The following is a 1,025-nucleotide window of genomic DNA, read 5'->3' as shown; positions in this document are numbered from 1 at the left end:
GCTGCACCAGAAAGACCTCAACCTTGCTCTTTCCAACGCAAAAGCAATGGGCCTTTCCCTGCCTAACACTGCAACCGCTCAGGAACTCTTCAACTCCTGCGCAGCGCACGGTGGTTCTGCATGGGATCACTCCGGCATGGTCAAGGCGCTTGAAATGATGGCCAACCACAAGGTCGCAGAAGACGCGTAAGCACGACTTATGGTCCTGATTTGGAACTCCCAGCCATAAGAGAAGTAGGCCGGCCAGTGGTAAATTGGCCGGCCCTATTTTTTGCTAATAGGAACAACTTCTAATGAACAATGCGAAATCATTTCTGCGCAAACTGTTTGATGCGGCTGTCGCTTCTGCTCAGCCTTCGGTCTGTGTTCCCCCTTTTCTGCCCAAAGATGTAAAAGGTAAGCTGGTTGTTATTGGCGCGGGCAAAGCCTCCGCTGCCATGGCAAAGGCCGTTGAAGATGCTTATGAGGGCGAGCTGGAAGGCTTGGTCGTAACTCGTTACGGCTACGGCGCTGATTGCAATAAAATCGAGATTCTGGAAGCTGCTCATCCTGTGCCGGATGAAGCTGGTCTCAATGCCTCCAAGCGCCTTATGGAATACGTCTCCGGTCTTACCGAAGACGATACTGTTCTCTGCCTGATTTCCGGCGGCGGCTCTGCGCTGCTGCCACTGCCTGCGGAAGGCATTTCCCTTGCTGACAAGCAAGCGGTGAACCGCAAGCTTTTGGCCTGCGGCGCAACCATAAACGAAATGAACTGCGTGCGCCGTCATTTGTCCCGTATCAAGGGCGGCCGATTGGCAGCAGCTATTCATCCGGCGCGTGTCATCAATCTCCTGATTTCCGACGTTCCGGGCGATGACCCGATCAACATCGCCTCCGGCCCTACCGTTCAAGACACCACCAGCGTAGAAGATGCTCTGGCTATTATCGAGCGTTACAACATCGAACTACCAAAGTCTGCTCGTGAGCATCTGGATCGCCAACACGGGGCGGCTAAAGCGTGCGCAGTAGCGCTGGATGTAGCT

General features: G+C 54.2%; 2 protein-coding genes. Both read left to right on the top strand.

All coding sequences use genetic code 11. From position 1 onward, the window contains the following. Nucleotides 1-190, top strand: a 190-nt coding sequence (locus E1162_RS19575; protein WP_257098954.1) for an NAD-binding protein, incomplete at its 5' end; no start/stop codon positions are given. 103 nt (nucleotides 191-293) lie between these two features. Continuing rightward, nucleotides 294-1,025: glycerate kinase type-2 family protein (locus E1162_RS13005; protein WP_155131925.1), on the top strand; the 732-nt coding region annotated here is incomplete at its 3' end.

The organism is Pseudovibrio flavus, from assembly GCF_009711345.1.
GTDB classification, from domain to species: Bacteria; Pseudomonadota; Alphaproteobacteria; order Rhizobiales; family Stappiaceae; genus Pseudovibrio; species Pseudovibrio flavus.
This window is presented reverse-complemented; position numbering and strand designations above follow the sequence as displayed.